19 protein-coding genes are annotated in these 22429 nt (G+C 75.0%); 6 read left to right on the forward strand and 13 right to left on the reverse strand.

Translation table 11 applies throughout. The features are described from left to right. Window positions 1-5: 5 nt before the first annotated feature. Entirely contained in the window at window positions 6-1292 is a 1287-nt protein-coding gene (locus tag AB0G14_RS12440; protein ID WP_357696552.1) for a PQQ-binding-like beta-propeller repeat protein, read from the reverse strand. Between the two features lie 114 nt (window positions 1293-1406). Here AB0G14_RS12440 and AB0G14_RS12445 point away from each other — a divergent pair, with 114 nt between their 5' ends. Next, entirely contained in the window at window positions 1407-3248 is a 1842-nt protein-coding gene (locus AB0G14_RS12445; RefSeq protein ID WP_357696584.1) for a hypothetical protein, read from the forward strand. Between the two features lie 4 nt (window positions 3249-3252). Here AB0G14_RS12445 and AB0G14_RS12450 read toward each other — a convergent pair whose 3' ends face one another. Beyond that, complete coding sequence (locus AB0G14_RS12450; protein WP_357696554.1) at window positions 3253-5043, reverse strand: hypothetical protein; 1791 nt, start codon at window positions 5041-5043, stop codon at window positions 3253-3255. Then, window positions 5043-7079, reverse strand: a complete 2037-nt coding sequence (locus AB0G14_RS12455; RefSeq protein ID WP_357696556.1) for a hypothetical protein — start codon at window positions 7077-7079, stop codon at window positions 5043-5045. The genes AB0G14_RS12450 and AB0G14_RS12455 overlap by 1 nt, the downstream gene beginning before the upstream one ends. 198 nt (window positions 7080-7277) lie before the next feature. Here AB0G14_RS12455 and AB0G14_RS12460 point away from each other — a divergent pair, with 198 nt between their 5' ends. Next, window positions 7278-8471, forward strand: a complete 1194-nt coding sequence (locus tag AB0G14_RS12460; protein WP_357696558.1) for a hypothetical protein — start codon at window positions 7278-7280, stop codon at window positions 8469-8471. Window positions 8472-8562: 91 nt separating this feature from the next. On the opposite strand, the gene dxs is transcribed toward AB0G14_RS12460, so the two are convergent. The 4 genes from dxs to AB0G14_RS12480 all read right to left on the reverse strand — a co-directional run bounded on the left by dxs (window position 8563) and on the right by AB0G14_RS12480 (window position 15198). Then, window positions 8563-10512: a 1-deoxy-D-xylulose-5-phosphate synthase gene (gene dxs, locus AB0G14_RS12465; protein ID WP_357696560.1), complete on the reverse strand. Its 1950-nt coding sequence runs from the start codon at window positions 10510-10512 to the stop codon at window positions 8563-8565. A gap of 146 nt (window positions 10513-10658) precedes the next feature. Continuing rightward, window positions 10659-11828, reverse strand: a complete 1170-nt coding sequence (locus tag AB0G14_RS12470) for an anhydro-N-acetylmuramic acid kinase (protein ID WP_357696562.1) — start codon at window positions 11826-11828, stop codon at window positions 10659-10661. Next, window positions 11825-13126 carry a TRAM domain-containing protein gene (locus AB0G14_RS12475; protein ID WP_357696564.1) on the reverse strand — a complete coding sequence of 434 codons (1302 nt, stop codon included), beginning with the start codon at window positions 13124-13126 and terminating at the stop codon, window positions 11825-11827. The genes AB0G14_RS12470 and AB0G14_RS12475 overlap by 4 nt, the downstream gene beginning before the upstream one ends. Next, window positions 13123-15198 carry an APC family permease gene (locus AB0G14_RS12480; RefSeq protein WP_357696566.1) on the reverse strand — a complete coding sequence of 692 codons (2076 nt, stop codon included), beginning with the start codon at window positions 15196-15198 and terminating at the stop codon, window positions 13123-13125. Before AB0G14_RS12480 ends, AB0G14_RS12475 begins: the two co-directional genes overlap by 4 nt. A gap of 163 nt (window positions 15199-15361) precedes the next feature. Here AB0G14_RS12480 and AB0G14_RS12485 point away from each other — a divergent pair, with 163 nt between their 5' ends. Then, window positions 15362-16027 carry a TrkA family potassium uptake protein gene (locus tag AB0G14_RS12485; RefSeq protein ID WP_350710997.1) on the forward strand — a complete coding sequence of 222 codons (666 nt, stop codon included), beginning with the start codon at window positions 15362-15364 and terminating at the stop codon, window positions 16025-16027. A 3-nt stretch (window positions 16028-16030) separates the two neighbouring features. After that, a complete protein-coding gene (locus AB0G14_RS12490; protein WP_350681297.1) occupies window positions 16031-16720 on the forward strand; it encodes a TrkA family potassium uptake protein in 690 nt (229 codons plus the stop codon). 126 nt (window positions 16721-16846) lie between these two features. Here AB0G14_RS12490 and AB0G14_RS12495 read toward each other — a convergent pair whose 3' ends face one another. The 4 genes from AB0G14_RS12495 to dut all read right to left on the reverse strand — a co-directional run bounded on the left by AB0G14_RS12495 (window position 16847) and on the right by dut (window position 19377). Beyond that, complete coding sequence (locus tag AB0G14_RS12495) at window positions 16847-17569, reverse strand: DUF3159 domain-containing protein (RefSeq protein WP_357696569.1); 723 nt, start codon at window positions 17567-17569, stop codon at window positions 16847-16849. Between the two features lie 31 nt (window positions 17570-17600). After that, entirely contained in the window at window positions 17601-17981 is a 381-nt protein-coding gene (locus AB0G14_RS12500; protein ID WP_350710993.1) for an OB-fold nucleic acid binding domain-containing protein, read from the reverse strand. A 126-nt stretch (window positions 17982-18107) separates the two neighbouring features. Further along, window positions 18108-18782 carry a DUF3710 domain-containing protein gene (locus AB0G14_RS12505; RefSeq protein ID WP_350710991.1) on the reverse strand — a complete coding sequence of 225 codons (675 nt, stop codon included), beginning with the start codon at window positions 18780-18782 and terminating at the stop codon, window positions 18108-18110. A 25-nt stretch (window positions 18783-18807) separates the two neighbouring features. Beyond that, complete coding sequence (gene dut / locus AB0G14_RS12510; RefSeq protein ID WP_357696572.1) at window positions 18808-19377, reverse strand: dUTP diphosphatase; 570 nt, start codon at window positions 19375-19377, stop codon at window positions 18808-18810. 90 nt (window positions 19378-19467) lie between these two features. Here dut and AB0G14_RS12515 point away from each other — a divergent pair, with 90 nt between their 5' ends. Next, on the forward strand, window positions 19468-19968 hold the full coding sequence (locus tag AB0G14_RS12515; RefSeq protein ID WP_357696586.1) for a DUF3093 domain-containing protein: 501 nt from the start codon (window positions 19468-19470) through the stop codon (window positions 19966-19968). A 110-nt stretch (window positions 19969-20078) separates the two neighbouring features. Here AB0G14_RS12515 and AB0G14_RS12520 read toward each other — a convergent pair whose 3' ends face one another. Both AB0G14_RS12520 and AB0G14_RS12525 read right to left on the reverse strand, forming a co-directional pair. Continuing rightward, window positions 20079-20945 (reverse strand): hypothetical protein, encoded by an 867-nt coding sequence (locus tag AB0G14_RS12520; RefSeq protein ID WP_357696574.1) that lies wholly within the window; start codon window positions 20943-20945, stop codon window positions 20079-20081. Between the two features lie 137 nt (window positions 20946-21082). After that, on the reverse strand, window positions 21083-21379 hold the full coding sequence (locus AB0G14_RS12525; RefSeq protein WP_007075406.1) for a DUF4193 domain-containing protein: 297 nt from the start codon (window positions 21377-21379) through the stop codon (window positions 21083-21085). 433 nt (window positions 21380-21812) lie between these two features. Between AB0G14_RS12525 and AB0G14_RS12530 the strand changes: the two genes are divergently transcribed. Next, a complete protein-coding gene (locus AB0G14_RS12530) occupies window positions 21813-22328 on the forward strand; it encodes a LytR C-terminal domain-containing protein (RefSeq protein WP_357696588.1) in 516 nt (171 codons plus the stop codon). Window positions 22329-22429: the final 101 nt, after the last annotated feature.

Raw genomic sequence — 22429 nt, forward strand, 5'->3', positions numbered from 1 at the left:
GCCGGTCATCCGGGCAGCTCCCAGACCCCGTACGCGCCGCCCTCCCGGCGGCAGAGGACGAACGACCCGTACGCGCCGCACGCCCCGACCACGCCGTGCAGGGCCGCCAGCACCCGGACGCCGTCCCCCCGCCCGTCGAGCCGGGCGATCAGGACGCGCCCGTCCCGCTGCCGGCGGTGCAGGATCGCGCGGTCCTTCCAGGGCGCCAGGTCACCCAACTGCCAGCGGCCCAGCTCCCGCACCGGGCGACCGGTCGCCGCGTCGAGCAGCACGTGTTCCGCCACACCGCCGCGCGGATAGCCAGCAGCCAGCAGCCGATCACCCAGGGGAGTCAGCAGCGGCCAGTCGTCGGCGCGCCAGCGGGCGCTGCCGGTGGCGGGGTCGAGCAGCCGCATGCCGCGCCCGCCGTCCTCGACACAGATCACCACGCCGCACCCGAAGGCGTACGCCCGGGCGGACGGGCCGCGCGGCACGCTCCACCGCCGGCGCAGGGCGGCGGTGTCGTAGGCGGAGAGCACACCGGGCCCCTCGGACACCAGGACCAGGTCGTCGGTGACCCCGAGCACCTCGGGCGGCTCGGCCGTGGCGGGCAGGGCCGCCGCGTGCCGGAGGGCGCCCGAGTCCGGGTCGCGCAGCTCCAGCCGCCTGCCGTCGAGCACCGTCAGCAGCGTCACCCGGCCGTCCCGGGCCGACCAGTGCAGGGCCTCCGGGGACAGCCGCAGCGCCCAGCGGACCGTACCGGTGGCGGCCTCGACCGACCGCAGCGCGGGCGTGCCCGGCCCGGCGCCGGCGACCCCCCACACGAGCAGGTTTCCGGCCGGCGTGGCGCCGTACAGCTGCCCGTCGACGCGCCAGCGCACCGCGCCGTCGGCGGCGGCGAGCCCGACGACCTGCGGCCCCGCCGGCTCCTCGGGCATGACGAGCACCACCACGTCGCCGACGCGCACGACGGGGACGGGGCTCACCGGCCCGGTCAGCGGCAGCTGCCACAGTGGACGGCCCGAGGGCAGTTGGTAAGCGGCCACCCGGGGCGCCGGGCCCGGGCCGCTCGCCGCGTCGGGCCCGGTCCGGTCGACCACCAGCAGCAGGTCGCCCGCGACGGCGACGTCGGCGTCCGGACGGGCCGGGATGACGGCGCCGGGCGGCGGCGCGGGCCGTGGCGCGGCGGCGGTCAGCACGGCCAGGCAGAGCAGGGCGACGAGGGCGGGCACCCAGCGGCGGACGGTGCGACCCGGCCCGGGGTCGACCGGCGGCGGGACGTCCCGCCGCTCGCCGAGGTCGATGACCGTCACGCGCTGTCCTCCCCGTCACACCCCCGCCACGGACCGGCAAACCGGCCGGGGAGGCACCGGCCCGGCAAAAGCGACGCATCCGCGCCTGTACGATGGCGCGTCGTGGCTGTGCCGGTGGTAGACCCCTCGCTGAACTCCGTCTCCGCGCCCGTCGCGGCCGAGCCGTCGCGGCGGCCCCGACGGCGGCCGGCCCGCGCCGACGTACTGGCCATCGGAGCCTATGTCCTGCTCGGCGTTCTCGTGTGCCTGAACTACTGGGTGGACGTGCAGAACCGGGTGTCGTCGCACCTGCCCACCGACCACAGTTGGTTCGAGTGGCTCTTCTCGCACGGCGCGTACTCGATGCGGCACCTGGAGAACCCGCTGTTCACCGCCCGCCAGAACGCCCCGGACGGGGTGAACATGATGGCGAACACCTCGCTGCTCGGGGTGACGCTGCCGCTGGCGCCGCTGACCATGCTCCTCGGCCCACAGGTCATGTACGCGCTCTACCTGGGCGCCGCGCTGGCCGCGACGGCCGGCACGTCGTACTGGGTGCTGTCGCGGCACCTGGTGCGCTCCCGGGCGGCGGCCTTCGTCGGCGGCGCGTTCCTCGGCTTCGCGCCCGGCATCGTGCACCACGCCAACGGTCAGCCCAACTTCGTCTCGAACTTCCTGCTGCCGCTGATCGTGCTGCGGGTGTTCCGACTGGGCGAGCGCGGCCGGTGGCGGCGCAACGGTGTCGTGCTCGGCCTGCTGGTGGCGTACCAGATCTTCATCAACGAGGAGATGCTGCTGCTGACCGCGCTGGCCTGCCTGGTCGCCGTGGTCGCGTACGCGGTCATGCGGCCGGCGCGGACGCGGGCGGTGGCCGGCACCTTCGCCGCCGCGCTCGGCGTGGGCGGCGGGTTGGCCCTGCTGCTGACCGCCTACCCGATCTGGTTCCAGTTCAACGGCCCGCAGTCCTACCGGGGCCTGCAGGGCGGGGTGTTCCACAACTGGGGCGAGGACCTGGCGGCCTTCGTCACCTTCGCCCGGGACACCGTCGCCGGGGACGAGGCGGTGGAGCAGACCATCGGGCTGACCGAGCAGAACACCTGGTTCGGCTGGCCGCTGGTGCTGCTGTCGCTGGTGGCGCTGGTGCTGCTGGTCCGCCGCTCGCTCGCGGCCCGGATCGTGGCGGTGCTGGTGGTGGTCTTCACCGTGGCCTCGATCGGCCCGAAGGTGCGCCTGAACGGGGTGGAGACCGAGACGGACGGCCCGTGGTCCTACATTCCCGACGACCTGCCGCTGGTCGAGATGATGATGCCGACCCGGCTGGCCCTGGTGGTGGGGGCGGCCGTCGGCGTGCTGCTCGCCCTGGCCTGGGACGCGGTGGCCGGCGCCGGCCGTTCGCCGGTCCCGGCCCCGCGCTCCGGCGACGACACCGCCGGTGCCTCCGGGCCGCGCCGCCGTTGGCTCCGGCCGGTCGGGTACGCGGCCGTCGCGCTCGCCGTCCTGCCGCTCGTCCCCCGCCCGCTGCCGGCGCAGCCCGTCGAGCCCCCGCCGCACTTCATCACCGCCGGCGGCTGGCGCCCGTACGTGCCGGCGGGCCGGACCCTGGTGCCCGTGCCGATCCCGAGCAACGTGCACGGCCTGCCCACGCTGCGCTGGAGCGCCCTGACGCAGCACGCGTTCCCCATCCCCGGCGGCTACTTCATCGGGCCGAACGAGCTGGGCGAGGGCGTCTTCGGCGCGCCGAACCGGCCGACCAGCACCCTGGTCTACACCACGATGGACTCCGGCGAGGTGCCCCCGCTCACCGACGAGAACCGGCGCCAGGCGGTCGAGGACCTGCGCTTCTGGAAGGCGTCCGTGGTCGTCCTCGGCGCGCACCCGCGCGAGGCGGTCCTCCGGGAGCTGATGACCGCGCTGATCGGCCCGCCGCAGCGCGTCGACGACGTCTGGCTCTGGGACGTCCGTCCCCTGGTCGGCTGACCCGTCACCCCACCAGCGGGCGCACGTCCCAGACGTAGGCGCCCGCGACCTCGCGGCCGGGGCCGAGCAGCGCCTCGACCGTACGCCGGACCGGGTCGCCGTGGCGCAGTCCACCCTGGACCACCACGGCGGCGCGCCAGTGGCGCAGGTCCTCCACCGCGCGCCGGCGGTCGGCGTCGGTGACCGCCGGCACCTCGCCGGTCTCCGCCGCCCGGCGCAGCAGCACGGCCGTGGGACGATCCGGCGCGCCCCAGCGGGCGGCCGGGTCGTCGGCGGCCCGGGGGCCGATGAAGTAGCCGCCCGGCGACGGGAAGGCCAGCCCGGTGCGGGCCGACCAGAGCATCGCCGGGCTGACCCCGGCGCCGGTCACCGGCGGCACCGGCACCACGGTCCGACCCGGCGGGACGTACGCGCGCCAGCCGCCCTCGGCCACGAAGGCCGGCACCGGCCAGGCCGGCACGGTCCGGATCGGGGTGGGGAACAGCGGCAGCAGCGCGGCGGCCACCGCCCCGCCCCAGAGCAGCCGCACCGGCACCCCGCCCGCCCGTGGTTCGGTCCCTGCGGCGGCGCGGAGGCGGTCCAGGGAGAGGGCGAGCAGGATGCCCAGCACCGGGATGCAGACCAGCGGGAAGCGCGCCGGCACCGCGAGGTCGAGCAGCGGCAGCTCCGCGACCAGCCGGTACGGGCCGGGGATGCCGGTGGCCGTGCCGTCCAGGCGCACCTGCGCGCCGAGGGAGAGCAGCGCGAACAGCATCCCGCAGACGGCCAGCGCGCGGACCGACGGCCGGCGCCACAGCCAGATCACGATCACCACGGCGAGCACCAGCAGCCCCGGCCCGAAGAAGGAGTTCTCCTCGGTCGGGTTCGGCGCGAGCAGGCCCGGCAGGTGGTCGTCGCCGAACACGGTCTGCCGGGCGGAGGCGGTGAACGACGCGGCGTCGAGCTGGTAGCCGTACGCGTGGAAGGGCATCCCCCGGTAGTGGCCCGGGCCGAAGAACTGGAACCACAGCGGGTACGCCAGCAGCGGCAGCGAGACCGCCACGCCGATCCCCAGCCGCACGAGCAGCGCGGGCGCCTGCCGGCGGGCGGCCGACCGGTCGGCCGCCGCGTACGCGAGCGCGAACGTCCCGGCCGCCAGCACCAGGAAGACCAGCACCTCCTCGCCGAGGAAGACCTGGTACGCCACCAGCAGCCCCAGCAGCGCCCCGTGCCGCACCGCCCGGCGCGGGTCGGGGTGGAACACCAGCGCCAGGATCGCCGGCACCAGGAACTGCGCGGCCATGTGCAGGTGCGCCCCGGCCTGCGCGACCATGCCCGGGGCGAAGCCGCAGAACAGGCCGCCGACGGCCGCGGCCACCCGGGAGTCGACCAGCCGGCGGCGCAGCAGCACGTACCAGGCGGTCGCGGTGCCGGCGAGGCAGCCGACCACCGCCACCAGGAACGCCGCCTGCGTGCCGAACAGCAGGGTGACCGGGGTCAGCGGCACGCCCAGGCCGAGCACCGAGGTGTTGGCCATCAGGTTCACGCCGTCCGGCGCGTTCAGCGCCGAGCTGTACAGCGGGTTCTCCAGGCCCGTCACGGCCCGGGCCGCGCGGGCCAGCATCCACTCGAAGAGGATCTGGTCCCCCGCCTGGTGGAACAGCCGCCCCGGCCGCCCCCACTGGCCGACGGTCAGCAGCACCGCCAGGGCGAGGTAGCCGGCGACGACCAGCGCGTCGGCGGCGCGGGCCGGCAGCCGGCGCGGGCGCCGGGCTGGTGCCGCGTCGACGGTGCCGGTCGCCGTCGGGACGGCCATCAGGCCGGCTGGTCGGTCAGCGCCCGGACGTCCCACACCCAGACGTCCAGCTCCCGGCGGCCGGGGCCGACCAGCTGCTCGACGGTGCGCCGCAGCGGCTCGGCGTGGTGCTGGTCGACCGGGAGCACCAGGATGGCCGCCCGCCAGTGCCGCAGCTCGTCGAGCGACCGGCGGCGCTGCCGGTCGTCCAGTTCGGGCGTACGGCCGGTCGACGCGACCTCCTCCAGCAACTGCCCCACGCCGCTGGGCCGGCCACCGAAGCGGCCGGGGTCGCCGGTGTTGCCGTTGCGCGGGGCCAGGAAGTAGCCGCCGGGGATCTTGAAATCGAGGTTGGTGGACGCGGCCCAGCGCATCCCGTGGGTGTGGCCCATGTTCGGCACCGGGATCGGCACCAGGGTCTGGTCCGGCCCGACGTAGCCGCGCCACCGGTCGGCGGTGATGAAGTCCGGCACGGGCGGGCGCGAGCTGACCTTCAGCGGCATCGGCGCGATCGGCAGCAGCGCGAGGACGAGCCCGGCGACCGTGAGCGTACGCAGCGTCCGCGGCTCGACCGGCAGCGTCCGGGAGCGCTCGACGGCCAGCGCCAGCAGGATGCCGATCACCACGCCGGTGATGAGGCCGAACCGGGTCGGCACCACCGCGTCGAGCAGCGGCAGCCGGACCAGCCACTCCCACGGCCCGGTGACCAGCTCGCGGTCCCACCAGGACACCCGCTCGCCGAGGGAGAGCACGGCGAAGAAGACCCCGGTCACGGCGAGCGCCCGGACCAGCAGCTCCCGCCGCAGCCAGGCCACGATGCCGACGGCGATCAGGGAGAGGCTCCAGCCGAAGAAGGCGTTCTCCTCCGAGTAGTTCGGGGCGAGGTTGATGTTCGCGCGCTCGTTGCCGCCGAGCGTCGGCGAGCCGGGGGCGAAGAAGGCGGCGATGTCGTTGCCGTAGTCGCGGACCGCGTCACTCAGCCCGTGGTACGCCATCGGCCCCGCGAACTGGACGTAGAGCGGGTACGCCAGCAGCGCCCCGGCGACGACGGTGCAGGTCGCCAGGGCCTTCGCCAGGGGCCGCCACGCCGCCGACCAGAGCGCCGGACGCTGGGCGAGCACGGCGAGCAGGAACACGCCGCAGGCCATCGCCGTGAAGAGCAGGATCTCCTCGTTGATGAACGCCTGGACGGTGACCAGCAGGGCGAGCAGCAGACCGTCGCGCCACGGCCGCCGGGACCGGGTGATGACCAGCACCCGCCAGACGATGAACGGCAGCAGGAACTGGGAGATGATGTTGGGGTGCCAGTTGGCGTGCGACAGCATCGCCGGCGAGAACCCGCAGAACCAGCCGCCGACCGCTGCCGCCAGCGGGCTGCGCACGACGTGCCGGGAGAGCACGAAGTACCAGGCCGAGGCGGTGCCGGCGAGGGCGAGGGTGACCAGCACCACGAACGTCACGGCCGGGCCGAAGAGCAGGGTCACCGGCACCATCGGGATGCCCAGCGCGAGGATGGCCGTGTTGGCCATCAGGTTGACCCCGTCGGGATAGTTGAACTGCTCGGTGAAGAACGGGAACTCGCCGTGCAGCACCACGCGTACCGAGTGGGCGAGGAAGAACTGCACCTGGGCCGGGTCGCTGCTGTAGAGCGACGCCACCCGGCCGGCCGGGTCCACCCAGATCTGACTGGTCACCCAGACCGCGGCGAGCAGGAACAGGCCGAAGACCACGAGGTCCTGCCGGCGTCGGGCCCAGCGCCGCGGCCGGGCGGGGGCCGCCCCGCCGTCCGCCGCCGGCGCCCCGGCCCCGCCGTCCGCCGCCGGCGAGGTGCGGGCGACGGGCTTCGACGGCGTTCCGGCGGCGGCGCCGACCTCGGCAGCGGCGCCCGACGGCCCGGTGGCCTCGGCCGGGGCCCGGGTGGCGGGGACGGGTGCGCCGCCGTTCGACGTACGGTCACCGGCGTCGCCGCCGTCGGGCCGGGCGGCGGGGTCGGACGCGGAGGCCGCGGCGGCGTCGGATTCCGGCGAGGATTCGGCGCGGGTCTCGGCAGGCGTCACAGTCGGCGGAGTCTACCCGAGCGGGACATTCGCCCTGAAACCACGTCAGCGTCCTCTGTGGCGCGTGTCGGCCGGCTGTCTGACCTGCGCGTGATCTGCGGCCGGTCGGCGGACGAGGTGCCGCGTCCGGGTGATCGGACATCTCGTACTATGGCGCTTTCCGTAGACCACGGCTGAGGCGATCGAGGGGGCGTACAGGTGGCTCCAGTCCGCCGGCGCGGCATCACGGCCACCGCACTGCTGACCCTGCTGCTCACCGCGACAGCCTGCGGTCCGGTCGCCGACCGGCAGCCGGGCGACCTGCGGGTCGGGTACGACAGCCGCGACGGCGACCTGGCGGTGTGGCCGCCACGCGGGGCGCTCGCGGGCGACGCCACCGTGACCGCGGCGGTGACCGGGGCGGTCCGCGACTGGCGGTCGCCGGCCGAGGACCGGGTGCACCTGCCCACGTCCGGGATCCTCTGGTCCGGCGAGGTGGACGGCGCGCCGCTGGTGCTGGTGGCCGCCGACGTGCCCGGCGAGAGCGCGTCCTGGCTGCTCCAGGTCACCGCCGACGGTGGCCGGTACGCGGTCACCCGCGCCGCCGAGTACACCGACCCCGGCTACCTCGTCTACTCCGACGTGCTTCCCGTGCACACCGTCGCCGGCCGGCGCTACCTGATGTCGAGCCGGGTCGAACGGCTGCTCGGGCCGGACGGCCGCGCGCTGCGCAACGTCGACGGGCTCACCGAGCCGGTGGACGTGCCGGCCTGCCGGGCCGTCGGGGTGACCGCCACGCTGAAGGCGACCGAGTCGCTGCCCCGGGGCCGGTCCGCCGACCGGATGCTCGACCTGGGCACCGGCACCACCGACCCGCGCTATCCGCTCGTGCGGGACGAGAGCGGCTCCGGCAAGCGGGCCCTCAAGGGCCTCGACACCTGCGTGCTCGCCGGCGAGGAGGGCCCGTTCGGCAGCGTCCCCCGCCGCATCGGCGACCGGGACGCGCCGCGCTCCACGCCGTCGTCCTGGCCGATGTCCAAGCTGGCGGTCCGTACCCTGGGCGAGGTCGCCCTCGGCGGCGGCGAGCCGGCGGAGCTGGAGCAGCTCAGCTGGGAGACCGCGGACGGGACGATGACCGCCGTGGTCTACCGCCCGTCCGACGGGGGCCCGCCGGTGGTCTCCCCCGCCGACCGGTCCAGCCCGCTGCAGGCGTACGTGCTGCCGGTGCCGGGGCAGCCGCTGGCGGTGCTGAGCTGGCGGGCCACCCGGGACAGCTCCCTGTCGACGCCGCCGGAGACCCCGCGCCTGGTGGACCGGCCCGGCCTGGTCGTCGTGCCGATGCCGGCCCGCTCGGAGACGTTCAGCCTGGCCGCCACCGAGAAGACCCACTACCGCTCCCTCGGCGGGCGCTGACCCACCCTGCCCCTGCCCTGCTGGCGCGGGGGGTGACGACCGACGGCGGCGGGTGGCCCGGGAGGGCCGCCCGCCGCCTGCGTTCGGTGCGTCAGTTCTGCGCGGTCGCGCCGTCGGTGGTGATGACCGGCTCGACCGGCTCGACGTCCAGCCGGGAGATCCAGCCGGTGACGTCGCGGGCCACGTCCTGGGCGGTCAGGCCGAGGTCGGCGAGGATCTGCGCGCGGGTGCCGTGCGGGTGCCAGTCCGCCGGCACGCCGAGGTCGCGCAGCGGCACCCGGACGTCGGCGTCCCGCATCGCCTGGGCGAGGGCGTCGCCGACGCCGCCGACCCGCACGCCGTCCTCGACGGTGACCACGAGGCGGTGCCCGGCGGCCAGCTCGACCAGTTCGGCCGGGACCGGCCGGACCCAGCGCGGGTCGACCACGGTGACGCCGTAGCCCTGCTCGGCGACGCGGGCGGCCACCTCCATGCCGAGGTGCCCGAAGGAGCCGACCGCGACCAGCAGCACGTCCGTACGCGCCGACTCGGCCAGCACGTCGACGGTGCCGACCCGGCGCACGGCCGGCAGGTCGGCGGCGACGGTGCCGGTCGGGAACCGGACGATGGTCGGGCCGTCGTCGACGGCCACCGCCTCGCGCAGTTCCTCGCGCAGGGTGGCGGCGTCGCGCGGCGCGGCGATCCGCAGGCCCGGCACGACCCCGAAGACGGACATGTCCCACATGCCGTAGTGGCTCGGCCCGTCGGGGCCGGTGATCCCGGCCCGGTCCAGCACGAAGGTCACCGGCAGCTTGTGCATCGCCACGTCCAGCAGCACCTGGTCGAAGGCGCGGTTGAGGAAGGTCGCGTAGACCGCCACCACCGGGTGCAGCCCGCCGAGCGCCAGGCCGGCGGCCGAGGTGGCCGCGTGCTGCTCGGCGATGCCCACGTCGTACACCCGGTTCGGGTGCTTGCGGGCCAGCTTGGCGATGCCGGTCGGCTCGGCCATCGCCGCCGTGATGCCCACCACGTCGGGCCGCTCGTCGGCGATCGCGACCAGCTCGTCGGCGAAGACGTGGGTCCACTTCACCGAGGGCCCGGCGAGCGACTTGCCGGTCTCGGCGTCGAAAGCACCCGGGCCGTGCAGGCAGTCCGCCTCGTCCTCCTCGGCCGGGCGGTAGCCGTAGCCCTTGCGGGTGACGGCGTGCACGATCACCGGGCCGCCGAAGTGCTTCGCCGCGCGCAGCGCCGACTCGACCGCGGTCACGTCGTGCCCGTCGACCGGGCCGACGTACTTGATGCCGAGGTCCTCGAACATCGCCTGCGGGGCGACCGCGTCCTTGATGCCCTTCTTGACCGCGTGCAGCACCTCGTACATCGGCCTGCCGACCAGCGGCGTCGAGCCGAGCGCGTCCTTGACGGTGTCGAGGACCTTCTCGTAGCCGGGGTTGAGCCGCAGCGAGGAGAGGTGGTCGGCGAGCCCGCCGATGGTCGGCGCGTACGACCGACCGTTGTCGTTGACCACGATGACGAGCGGGTTGCCGGCGGTCGCGATGTTGTTCAGCGCCTCCCAGCACATGCCGCCGGTGAGCGCGCCGTCGCCGACCACCGCGACGACGCTGCGCTGCTCGCCCCGCAGGGCGTACGCCTTGGCCAGCCCGTCGGCGTAGGACAGGGCGGTGGAGGCGTGCGAGTTCTCGACCAGGTCGTGCTCGCTCTCGGCCTGGCTCGGGTAGCCGGAGAGGCCGCCGCGCTGGCGCAGCTTGTCGAAGCCGACCTGCCGCCCGGTGAGGATCTTGTGCACGTACGCCTGGTGGCCGGTGTCGAACAGGAGCCGGTCGCGCGGCGAGTCGAAGACGCGGTGCATGGCCAGCGTCAGCTCGACCACGCCCAGGTTGGGGCCGACGTGCCCGCCGGTGCGGGAGACCTTGGCGATCAGGAAGTCACGGATCTCGGCGGCGAGGATGTCCAGTTCCTCGGCGGACATCCGCTTGACGTCCTGCGGACCCCGGACGGTGGCCAGCAGCCCGGCGTGGTGAACCGTGCCCTCTTCAACACTCATGACGGAAGAGTCTATCGGCCGCCGCACAGTCCGCAGCCTGGCCGGGATCATCGCCGCCCGGCCGGGGTGCTGAGCGCCCGGTCAGCCGCGGATTCGCCCGGCCCGCTCCACCCGGCCGGGCGACGCCCCCGGTTCGCCCGCCGTCGTCAGGGGCGGATCCGCAGCCGGCGGGGCGCGGCGGCGGCCGGCGCGTGCCGGCCCGCCGGCCCGGACGGGGTCCAGGAGCCAAGCACGGCTGCCCGGGTGGCGCCGGTCACCGAGGGCAGCGCGCCGGGCAGCCCGTGCCAGGAGAGCCAGCCCAGCAGCGCGAAGGCGTACGCCTCCTTGGCCTGCACCGGGACGCCCAACTCGTCGGTGGTGCGCAGCCGCCACCGGCCGGCCCCGAGCGCGGCCAGCCGGGCGGTCAGGGTGGAATTGCGCACCCCGCCGCCGGCCGCCACCACCTCCGTGACGCCGTGCCGGTCGCACTCGGCGGCCACCACCCGGGCGGTCAGCTCGGTCAGGGTGGCCAGCACGTCGTCGGCGGGCACCGACTCGCCGAGAGCGGCCAGCCGCGCGTCCAGGTAGCTGGCGTGGAACAGCTCCTTGCCGGTCGACTTGGGCGGCGGTGCCGCGTAGTACGGCTCGGCGAGCAGCGCGTCGAGCAGGCCGGGGTGCACCCGGCCGGCCGCCGCCCGGGCGCCGTCGAGGTCGCAGGGCCGGCCCAGGAGGCGCCGGGCCGCCGCGTCGAGCAGCGCGTTGGCGGGCCCGACGTCGTACCCGAGCACCGGCGCGCCCGGCGCGACCACGGTGAGGTTGGCGATGCCGCCCAGGTTGAGCGCGGCGCGCGGGGCCGCGCCGTCGGCCGGGTCGAGCAGCAGCGCGTCGAACGCCGGGACCAGGGGCGCACCCTGCCCGCCGGCGGCGACGTCCGCCGAGCGCAGGTCACTCAGCACGGGTACGCCGACCCGGGCGGCCACCCGCGCCACCGTGCCCAGTTGCAGGGTGCCCCGGGCCCGCCCGCCGTCGACCCAGTGGAAGACCGTCTGCCCGGGCGAGACCACGGCGTCGACCGCGCCGCCGGCCAGCTCGACGCCGACCGCCGCCGCCTCGGCGAAGACCTCGCCGAGGCGGTTGTCCAGCCGGCAGACCGCCTCGATCGTGGTGGCCTGCGGCGGCAGCAGCGCCCCGATCTCGGCGCGCAGCGCGTCGTCGTAGTCGAGGCCGCGATGCCCGAGGGGGCGCAGCCAGAGCGTGTCGCCGTCGACGGTGAACTCGGCGGCGGCCACGTCGACCCCGTCGTACGAGGTACCCGACATCAGCCCGACGATCTTCATGTAAGGAAGGGCCCCTTCTTATCGGATCCGGTAGAGGAAGGGTCCCCTGCTAACACAAGGTCGGGCGGGAGGAGCAGCCCGACCAGCTCGACGTGCTGGGTCATCGGGAACAGGTCGAAGCCGCGCAGCTCGGCGAGCCGCCACCCCGCCCCGGCGAAGGTGCGCACGTCCCGGGCGAAGGCGGCCGGGTCGCAGGCCACGTACGCGACCGCGCGCGGACCCGCGGCGACGACGTCCCGCACCACCCGGGTGCCCGCGCCGGAACGCGGCGGGTCCAGCACCACCACGTCGACGGGGCCGGTGACCCGGCGGCGGGCGAGCGCGGCCTCCACGCGGGCCGGCACGATGTCGACCCGGGGCAGGTCGCGCAGGTTCTCCCGGGCCGCGGCGACGCCCTGCTCGGCGGACTCCACCAGGGTGACCCGGCCCGCGTCGCCGATCCGGCCGGCCAGCGCGGCGGCGAAGAGGCCCGCCCCGCCGTAGAGGTCCCAGGCGGTCTCCCCCGGCCGGGGGTCGAGCAGGTCGAGGACCGCGTCGACCAGGGTGTCGGCGGCTGCCGGATGGACCTGCCAGAACGACGACGCGGGCAGGACCCACTCCCGGCCGGCGGCGACCTCCCGGACCCGCTCCGGCCCGCGCACCGGGCGCGGCGCCCCCTCGGCGACGGCGGTCACCGCCACGTCCCCGCCGGTGGAGGCGACCGTCTCGACCGCGTCCGCCGCCGGCCAGCGCGCTCCGCTCGGGGCCAGCACGGGCAGCTCCTGGATCGCCGGGTGGGCGATCAGGCAGCGGTCGATCGGCACCACCTCGTGCGAGCGGTGCTTGAGCAGCCCGGCCCGGCCCGCGGCGTCGACGGCGTAACGGACCCGGGAGCGCCAGCCGAGCGGCCCGCCGGGCAGCGCCACGACCCGGACGCCCAGCGCGTCCACCTCGGCCTCGGTCAGCCCGCCCAGGCGGGTGAGCTGCTCGCGCACCACCGCGGCCTTCCAGCCGAGCTGGGCGGCCGGGGCGACGTGCTGCAGGTCGCAGCCGCCGCACCGACCCGGCTTCGCGTACGGGCAGGGCGGCTCGACCCGGTCCGGGGCGGCCTCGAGCACGGTCACCGCGTCGGCCCGGACGAACCCCTTGTGCACCTCGGTGACCTCGGCGACCACCCGTTCGCCGGGCAGCGCGTGCCGGACGAAGACCACCTGGCCGTCCACCCGCGCGACGCAGTGCCCGCCGGGGGCGACCGCCGCGACGGTCAACTCGACCCGCTCGGCCTCCTCCAGCCCCCGGCCGTCCCGCGCCCCGGTCACCGCTCACCCCCACCGCTCGGGCCGCCCTCGCCGGGCGGCGCGGACACGACCGGCGGGACGCTCGGCGGCAGGGTGCCGCGCGGCGCCACCCGGGGCCCACGGGCGGGTCCCCGGCTCAGTGTGGCGTCCAGCCGGTCCAGGTCCTTGCTCGCCGTCGAGGCGAGCTGCCACGGCACGCTGGTCACCATCACCCCCGGCTCGAACAGCAGCCGGCCCTTGAGGCGCAGCGCGCTCTGGTTGTGCAGCAGGTTCTCCCACCAGCGCCCGACCACGTACTCGGGGATGAAGACCGTGACCACGTCGCGGGGCGACTCGCGGCGGACGCCGGCCACGAAGTCCAGGATCGGGCGGGTGATCTCCCGGTACGGCGAGTCGACCACGGTCAGCGGGACGGGCAGGTCCCGCCGCTCCCACTCCGCCTGCAGTTCCCGGGTGTCCTTGTCGTCGACGTTGACGGTCACCGCGGTCAGCGTGTCCGGCCGGGTGGCCCGGGCGTACGCGATCGCCCGCAGCGTCGGCTTGTGCAGCTTGCTGACCAGCACGACGGCGTGGTTGCGGGCGGGCAGCACGGCGCGGCCCTCGTCCGGCGGGGTCAGCTCCGTGGCGACCCGGTCGTAGTGCCGGCGGATGGCCAGCATCAGCACGTAGATCATCGCCATCGCGGCGATGGCGATCCACGCGCCGAGCAGGAACTTCGTGACCAGCACGATGACCAGCACGGTGCCGGTCATCGCCATGCCGAAGGCGTTGATCGCCCGGGACCGGAGCATCCGCCGGCGCGCCTGCGGGTCCCGCACGGTCCGCAGGTGCCGGTTCCAGTGCCGGATCATGCCGGCCTGGGAGAGGGTGAAGGAGACGAACACGCCGACGATGTAGAGCTGGATGAGCCGGGTCACCTCGGCCTGGAAGCCGACGATCAGCACGATCGCGGCGACGGCCAGGAAGACGATGCCGTTGGAGAAGGCCAGCCGGTCGCCGCGGGTGTGCAACTGCCGGGGCAGGTAGCGGTCCTGGGCGAGGATCGAGCCGAGCACCGGGAAGCCGTTGAACGCGGTGTTCGCGGCCAGGAAGAGGATCAGCGCGGTGACCCCGGCGACCACGAAGAGCAGCACCGATCCGGAGCCGAAGACCGTCTCCCCGAGCTGGGCGGTGACGGTCTTCTGCACGTACCCCTCGGGGCCGGAGATGATCTGCAGCTCCGGGTCCTCGACGAACTGCAGGCCGGTGAGCTTGGACAGCCAGATGATGCCGACCAGCATGGCCACCGAGATGGTGCCGAGCAGCAGCAGCGTGGTGGCCGCGTTGCGACTCTTGGGCGCCTTGAACGCCGGCACCCCGTTGGAGATCGCCTCCACGCCGGTCAGCGCCGCGCAGCCCGAGGAGAAGGTGCGCAACAGCAGGAAGACCAGGGCGAAGCCGGTGACGCTGTGCTCGGCCTGGATCTCCAGGCCGGCACTGGGTGCCCGCAGGTCGTCACCGAGCACGAAGACCCGGACCAGCCCGGTGAGCAGCATCCCGACCATCACGATGATGAAGCCGTAGGTGGGGATCGCGAAGGCCGTGCCGGACTCCCGCAGGCCGCGCAGGTTGACCGCGGTGAGCAGCACCACCGCGGTGACCGCGATCAGCACCTTGTGGGTCGCCACGAACGGCACCACCGAGCCCAGGTTGGCCACCCCGGAGGAGACCGAGACGGCGACCGTGAGCACGTAGTCGACCAGCAGCGCGCTGGCCACCGCGACGCCCGCCCGGGGGCCGAGGTTCACCGTGGCCACCTCGTAGTCGCCGCCGCCGGAGGGGTAGGCGTGCACGTTCTGCCGGTAGCTGGCCACGACGGTGAGCATCACCACCACCACGGCCAGGGCGATCCACGGCGAGAAGAAGTACGCCGAGGCGCCGGCGATGGAGAGGGTCAGCAGGATCTCGTCGGGCGCGTACGCGACGCTGGAGAGCGCGTCGGACGCGAAGACGGGCAGCGCGATGCGCTTGGGCAGCAGCGTGTGCTTGAGCCGGTCGGACCGGAACGGTCGACCGAGGAGCAACCGCTTCAGCAACGAGGTGGGTCTGGCCACAACCGCCAAGAGTACGACGACCCGGGCTGGCGCCGCGGGGTGGCCGAGCACGGGGCGGTGAACCGGCGGAGTACCGTCGGTCCCCGCCCCCGCCGGGAACGTGGCAGGCTCGCAGACGACACGCTCACCGGTCGGGCGGTTGCGCACCTTGAGGAGGGACGCGGTGCATGTCGTGATCATGGGTTGTGGCCGGGTCGGCTCGACCCTCGCCCACAGCCTGGAGTCCCGGGGCCACTCGGTCGCGGTCATCGACCAGGACTCCGACGCCTTCCGCCGGCTCGGCCCCGAGTTCGCCGGGATCACCGTCACCGGCGCCGGTTTCGACGGCGAGGTGCTCCGGCAGGCCGGCATCGAGCGTGCGGACGCCTTCGCGGCGGTCTCCAGCGGCGACAACTCCAACATCATCTCGGCCCGGCTGGCCCGCGAGACGTTCGGCGTCTCCCGGGTGGCGGCCCGGATCTACGACCAGCGGCGGGCGCAGGTCTACGAGCGGCTCGGCATCCCCACCGTGGCCACGGTCCGGTGGACCGCCGACCGGATGCTGCGGCACCTGGTGCCCGAGGGGAACGTGGAGATCTTCCGCGACCCGACGAGCACGGTGTCGATCGTCGAGGTGCCCGTGCACAAGGACTGGATCGGCCGGTCGGTGCTCGCCCTGGAGGAGGCGACGGGGGCCCGGGTGGCGTACCTGATCCGCTTCGGCATCGGCACGCTGCCGACCGTGTCCACCGTCGTCCAGGAGGGTGACCAGCTCTTCATGCTGGTCACCGACGACATCGCCGGGACGGTCACGTCGGTGGCGGCGGCGCCGCCGGAAGGAGGGCTCTGAGCCATGCGCATCGCCATCGCCGGCGCCGGCAACGTGGGCCGCTCGATCGCCCAGGAGCTGATCGACAACGGCCACCAGGTGATGTTGATCGAGCGCCAGCCGAAGATGCTCCGGCCCGACCGGGTGCCCGCCGCCGAGTGGGTGCTGGCCGACGCGTGCGAGCTGACCAGCCTGGAGGAGGCCAACGTCGCCGGCTGCGACGTGGTGGTCGCGGCCACCGGGGACGACAAGGTCAACCTGGTGGTCTCGCTGCTGGCCAAGACCGAGTTCGCGGTGCCCCGGGTGGTGGCCCGGGTGAACCGGGCCGAGAACGAGTGGCTCTTCACCGAGCAGTGGGGCGTCGACGTCGCGGTGAGCAAGCCGCGGGTGATGGCCGCCCTGGTCGAGGAGGCGGTCACCGTCGGCGACCTGGTCCGGCTGATGACCTTCCGGCAGGGCGAGGCGAACCTCGTCGAGATCACCCTGCCGCCGACCGCGCCGTACGTCGGGCAGCCGCTGCACGCGGTGCCGCTGCCACGCGACTCCGCGCTGGTGGCGATCCTGCGCGGCAAGCGGGTGCTGGTGCCCAGCCCGGACGACCCGCTGGAGGCCGGCGACGAGCTGATCTTCGTCTGCACCGCCGAGGTCGAGGACGCGGTCCGCGCGGTGGTGCTCGGGCCGGACAGCGTGGAGCGGACCCGCGAGCAGCGCTGACGGCGCGGCGGCGAGCGCCCGCTCGCGGGGCTCCTCCACCCGGGCCAGCGTGCCGCACCGGGCCGTCGGCCGCCGCACCGCCGTGCCCGCGTGGTGGTGCGGGCGCGGACCGAGTGGGCGCGCCCGTCAGCCGGGCAGCGGGGCGGGCCGGGGCTCCCGGGTCACCCGGCGGACCGTCCAGACCGTGATGAGCAGCAGCAACGCGTACGGCGGGTAGCCGAGCGCCAGCCGGGCGACGCCGAGCGCCGTCTCCATGTTGGCCGCGGCGGCCTCGTTGCCGGCGTCGTCGAAGTGGCGGGCGGCGAGGTAGAGCGCCGCCTGCACGCCGACCTTGGCCAGCCAGACCACGCCCCAGAGCACGGTCAGCCCGGTGAACGTCCGCACCAGGCGCGGGTCCTCGCGCCACTCGGAGCGCCCCTTGGCCACCAGCACCGACCAGATCCACCCCACCAGGGGCTGCCGGACGGCCGCCGAGACCAGCAGGGCCAGGCCGTAGCCGATGCCGTAGAGGATGCCGGGGAGGTAGAAGTCGCGTTCGTCGCCGGTGCGCCAGGCGATCGCGGCGCCGATGGCGACGCCGAACAAGCCGTTGACCGCGTGCCGGACTGGCCGCCGCTGCGCCAGCCGGAGCCCGGCGATCACCAGCGCCACCGCCACCGAGGCGATCACGGCGGGCCGCAGCTCACCGACGACGTTGGCCACCACGAAGACGACCACCGGGATGCTGGACTCGACCAGGCCCCGCCAGCCGCCGAGTTGGTCGGCCATCTGCTCGGCGAGGGTGGGCAGCCGCTCCTCGTCCTCCGGACCGCTCTCCGGCTGCGCCGCCCGGTGCTGTCCCGTCGTCATCGCACGCCTTCCGTCCGCCGCGCCCACCGGGTCACTTCGGCGGTTCCAGCTCGTAGTACGGGTTGTAGATCACCTTGCGGTCGTCACGCACCGCCACCCGCCCACGGGCGGTCAGGTGCCGGCCCGGCTCGATGCCGGCGATGTGCCGCCGGCCCAGCCACACCAGGGTCACCACGTCGCTGCCGTCGTAGAGGTCCGCCTCCAGCGTGGGCAGGTTGGTCCGCGGGGTGTAGACCACCGTGCGGAGCCGGCCGGCGACCGACACCACCTGCCCGCGCAGGCACTCCCCGACCGGCACACCGCCGTGCTCGGCGCACTCCCGGCGCAGCTCCTGCGCCTCGATCTCCGCCTCGCTCGCGGTGAGTCGTCGCAGCATGCGGCGCAGCGAGCCCCGGTCCTCGTCGGTCGACATGACCTCCGTGTCACCCTCTCCACGCTGGCCGGCGCTGCCGGCACGGGCCCGGCACCCGGCGGCGCCGGGACCGTGCCGCCAGCGTACGCCGACGGGCCCGGTCCCGGCGTCGCCGGTGACGGGCGGTCAGGCCTCGCGCGGCCCGGGAGCGGGGTTGCCGCCGGCCGGCGCCCCGGCACCGGCCTGGTCGGCGACGTCGCGGGGCAGCCGCAGCGGCAGCGGCTCGCGCACCGGCTTCGCCTCCTGCCCACGGTCGACCACCAGGCCGTCGAGGCACTCGGCGAGCGGGCCGGCGGCGGCCGGGTTGGTCGCCGCCTCGCCCTGGTAGACGCCGCGGACCATCCAGCGCGGCCCGTCGATGCCGACGAACCGCAGGTCGGTGATCCCGTCCTGGGTGCGCACCCGGGCGTGCAGCTCGGTGCCGTACTCGCCCTCGACCTCCTGGGCCGCCGCGCCGTCGTTGAACAGCGACTGGCGGATCTCCTCGCGCACCTCGTCCCAGATGCCCTCGGAGCGCGGCGCGGCGAAGACGCCGAGCTGGAGCGCGTTCTGGCCGTGCACCAGCACGACCTGCTGGATCACGCCCTCCGGGTCCGCCTGCACCCGCACCTCGACGTCGCGCACCGCGGGAATCTGCAGGCTGCCCAGGTCGAGCCGCTGCACCCCGGCGGGCGCCTCCGAGACGTCGTAGGGGCCGCGCGCCAGGGCCGCCGGGGCCGACTCGGTGGAGTCGAGGACCTCGGTCGTCCGCTCGTCACGGGCGTTCCGTCGGGCATCGTCCCGCTTACGGGAGAAGATCACTGCGCCAACCCTCCGCTGTTCGCACTCACCCTGCCACCTCTTCCGTCCGTCCGCCTGCCCGGTCCCGCTCGTCCGGCCCTCCGGCCGGCGCGTCCGACGCCCGCCGCCCGTCCGACGCCCGGAGAGCCGCCGGGAACGGCACCAGGCCGGCGTGTCCGCCGGTGGAGCCGTGCCCGCCGGTCCCGCGCCGGGACGTGGGCAGCTCGGGCACCGGCTGGAAATCGGCCCGCGCCACCCGCTGGACAACGAGCTGGGCGATCCGATCGCCACGGGAGATCTTCGCCGGCGCCTCCCGATCATGATTGATCAGGTTGACCAGGATCTCACCCCGGTAGCCGGCGTCGACCGTACCGGGCGCGTTGAGCACCGTCACGCCGAGTCTGGCCGCGAGCCCCGATCGGGGGTGGACCAGGCCCACATACCCCTCGGGCAACGCGATCGCCACCCCGGTCGGCACCAGGGCCCGACCGCCGGGTGGCAGCTCGACGTCCGCGGCCGCCACCAGGTCGGCCCCGGCGTCACCGGGATGGGCGTACGCCGGCAGCGGCAGCTCCGGGTCGAGCTGCCGTACGGGCACGGGTACGACGTCGGTCACGGTTCCCCTCTTCCGTCCGGTTCGTGGGGTGACCCTGACATCCTGCCGGTTCCGCCGGCCGCCGTGCGCCGTACCCTGGCAGGAGTGAGCCTGTCGCCATCCTCGCCGTCCCCGGCGTCGCCCGCCGCGGCGCCCCCGGAGCACACCGAGCGGCTCGGCCTGCCCTGGTGGCTGTGGCTGGGCGGGCTGGCCGCGGCCACGCTGCTGGCCGTGGAGCTGTGGATGGGCGCCCCCGGCGTGCGTGCCTGGCTGCCGTTCGTGGTGCTGCTGCCGGCGGCCGTCGCCGGCCTGGCCTGGCTGGGCCGGATCCGGATCGCGGTACGCGACGGCGAGTTGCGGGTGGACGACGCCCGGCTGCCCGTCCGGTTCGTCGCCGACGTCGTCCCGCTGGACGCCGCCGGCCGGCGTGAGGTGCTCGGGGTCGGGGCCGACCCGCTGGCGTTCGTGGTGCAGCGGCCGTGGGTCCCGGGCGCCGTCCAGGTGGTCCTCGACGACCCGGCCGACCCCACCCCGTTCTGGGTGGTCAGCACCCGCCACCCGGTCGAGCTGGCCGAGGCGGTCCTCGCCGCCCGCGACGCCGCTCGTTCCTGAGCCACCCCCGCGCCCGTCCCGCCGCCCGGCTGTCCCGCGCCCGTCCCCCGGCCCGGCCTTCGGTCCCCGGGCCTGGCCCTCCCGCATCGTTCCCCGGCCCTGACCGGGCGTCAGGCGGGGCCGGGCAGGGCCGGCGGGCCGCCGGGCAGGGCGGGGCTCCTGCGGCGCAGGTCGCGGCGGAGCTCGTCGGCCATCGTCCGGGTGGCCCGGCGGTTGAGGTAGCTCGCCACCGCCGCCCCGGTGAGGAAGGGGCCGAGCGTGGTCAGGTTGCGGCCGAAGCGCTTGAGCAGCATGTCCCGCAACTCCTTGCGGGCGGCGGTGCCGAGCACCGCGCCCACCCCGACGCCGGGCATCATCGGGTTGATCCCGCGCTGGCCGGCCCAGGACTGCACCAGCGCGACCGCCCGCTGGGTGCCGCCGGGCGCCAGCGGCACCCCGTAGACCTCGTGCAACTCGCCGATCAGCTTGAGCTCGACGGCCACCACGGCGACCGTCTCGGCGGCGAGCAGAACCGGCGCGGAGAGCAGGGTCGGGGTGACGGCCCACTCGACCGCGGCGACTCCCCCGCCGGCGGCGCCGATCCCCGCCGTCGTCCGCGCGGCGTTGCGCACCAGCCGTTCGGCCAGCGCCTCGCCGTCCAGTCCGTCGAAGTGGCGACGCAGGGTGGCCAGGTCCCGCACGGGCACGTGCGGGGCGATCTCGGCGACGGTGTCGACCATCCACCGGACGGCGGTCTTCGGCTTGAACAGGTCGCCCAGCCCACGCGCCCGCGCCTGCCCGACGAGCCGGCCGAGCAGTTGCCGCCGGCGGGCCGGTGCGACGTCGTCGGCGGTCAGGGCCGCGACGGTCGCGCCCAGCTCGTCGTCCGCGCCGGGCACGGCGTCGCCCCGGCTCCCGTCCGGGTCGCCGTCGCGTGCGCCCTCGGCGCGGGTCCGGTCCGCGCCGCGCGTGCCGCGGGGCTCGCTCCGCTCACTCATGGGTCCGACCTCCGAATGGACTGTCGCCGGCGTGGCGGCCACCCGTCACGAGTGAAGCAGGTCCCCCGCCGCGTCGCACGGCAACTCGGGCAGCGGCGGCCCCGCGAGGGAGCCGCCGCTGGTGGAGGCGCGCCGTGTCAGACGCACTCGCGGCAGATCAGCTCGCCGTTGCGCTCGACCGCCAACTGGCTGCGGTGGTGCACGAGGAAGCAGCGGGCGCAGCGGAACTCGTCCTGCTGCATCGGAAGCACCTTGACCGTGAGTTCCTCGTCGGCCAGGTCGGCGCCGGGCAGCTCGAAGCTCTCGGCCACCTCGGCCTCGTCGACGTCCACGGCGCCCGACTGTGAGTCGACGCGTCGGGCCTTGAGCTCTTCCAGGCTGTCCTCGCCGAGGTCGACCTCGTCGCGACGCGGGGCGTCGTAGTCGGTGGCCATCGGTTTCACTCTCCCATATCGATGTTGTCGCTTCCGGTTGTAACGCCGGACGACGCTGTTTCGGTTCCGCTGGCCGGCCACCACTTGTGTCGGTCACCCGACCCGAAGACAGCACGGACGGAGACCTCCGGAGGAACCCCCAGCGAGCGCGGAACCTTACCCCCCCTTTGGGCGAGGCATGTATACCGCCCTCGTGGCTGAGATGTACGCCCCCGCACGCGAAGTTGTTCCCAATGTGACTCAGGCGACACGAAGATAGGGGTAGTAGTACCCGGTTCCCGGATGGCGCGCCGGCATGTCGGACTGTTTCCACGCGACGGCCGGACAACCGTTAACCTCAGCGGCGTACTCGACGGCCGGCGGGGCGGCCCGACCGCCGGCGGCCGCCGCCACCCACCTCTGTCCGGGGAGCACCCTGATGAGCTTTGCGCGAGTGCGAGCACTCGTTGTCGTCGGCCTGCTGGCGGTGCTGGCCCTGGTCTTCGTGGTGGTCGCCATGGTCCGCGACACCCAGGGCGACGGCGGCCTCGCCGGCGGCTGCCCGGAGGGCTGGCCGATGGCCGACGTGACCCTGCGCGAGCCCAAGGACGTCAAGATCAACGTACTGAACGGCACGGACCGGATCGGCCTGGCCGGCGCCATCGCCGACGACTTCCGCAACCGGAAGTTCCAGGTCAAGAAGACCGGCGACGAGAAGAAGCAGCTCGACGACATCGCGCTGCTGCGCTACGGCCCGAAGGGCGTCGGCTCGGCGCACCTGCTGCGGGCGTACTTCCTCGGCAAAGCCGAGTACGAGTACGACGCCAAGCGCACCGACGACGTGGTCGACGTGGTGCTCGGCGGCGACTTCCAGCAGCTCGCCACCACCACCGAGGTCAACCAGTCCCTGGGCGATCTCGGCGCGCCGGTCGCCCCGGAGGGCTCCTGCCCGACGCGCGAGGACGACTGACGCGGAGTGCCGCGCCCCGGCCAGCCGGGCCCCCTGGACACGGCCGCCGGCCTGGCGCTGCTCGACGCCGCGCTGCACGCCGACCGGCCGGCGCTGGTGCC

The organism is Micromonospora sp. NPDC023814 (genome assembly GCF_040639595.1).
GTDB lineage: Bacteria > Actinomycetota > Actinomycetes > Mycobacteriales > Micromonosporaceae > Micromonospora.